Annotated in this window: 1 protein-coding gene; it reads left to right on the plus strand. The window is 38.9% G+C overall.

Annotation, left to right across the window (positions count from 1 at the left end; genetic code table 11):
* A partial coding sequence (locus HC175_RS21110) for a response regulator (RefSeq protein ID WP_168139924.1) occupies positions 1 to 218 on the plus strand: 218 nt, incomplete at its 5' end.
* Positions 219 to 355: the final 137 nt, after the last annotated feature.

A 355-nucleotide genomic window follows, 5' to 3' on the forward strand; every position in this document is an offset into this window, starting at 1 on the left:
TGGATGTGATGATGCCGGTCATGGATGGCTATGAGGCAACAACAAAAATAAGGGATAATGAAGCTTATGAAAATTTACCCATTATTTCTTTGACCGCTAAGGCAATGCCCGAGGATAAAGCAAAAAGTCTGGAGGCCGGGGCTAATGATTACCTCACAAAACCTGTAAATATCAATAAACTCATTAGCCTGATGCATTTGTGGTTATATCAAAATTAGCAGGGTTGGCCTTAAGTTAACGGCTGTTGCCAAAATAATTATCTGAATTAGGCGAAGGATTTCACAGTATCTTTCGCCTAATTTCTTTTTAGGAGCTACAGGATCTTGTTTGCGTTTTTTCCTTCTGAAGGAATTTC

This window comes from Salinimicrobium oceani, assembly GCF_012037645.1.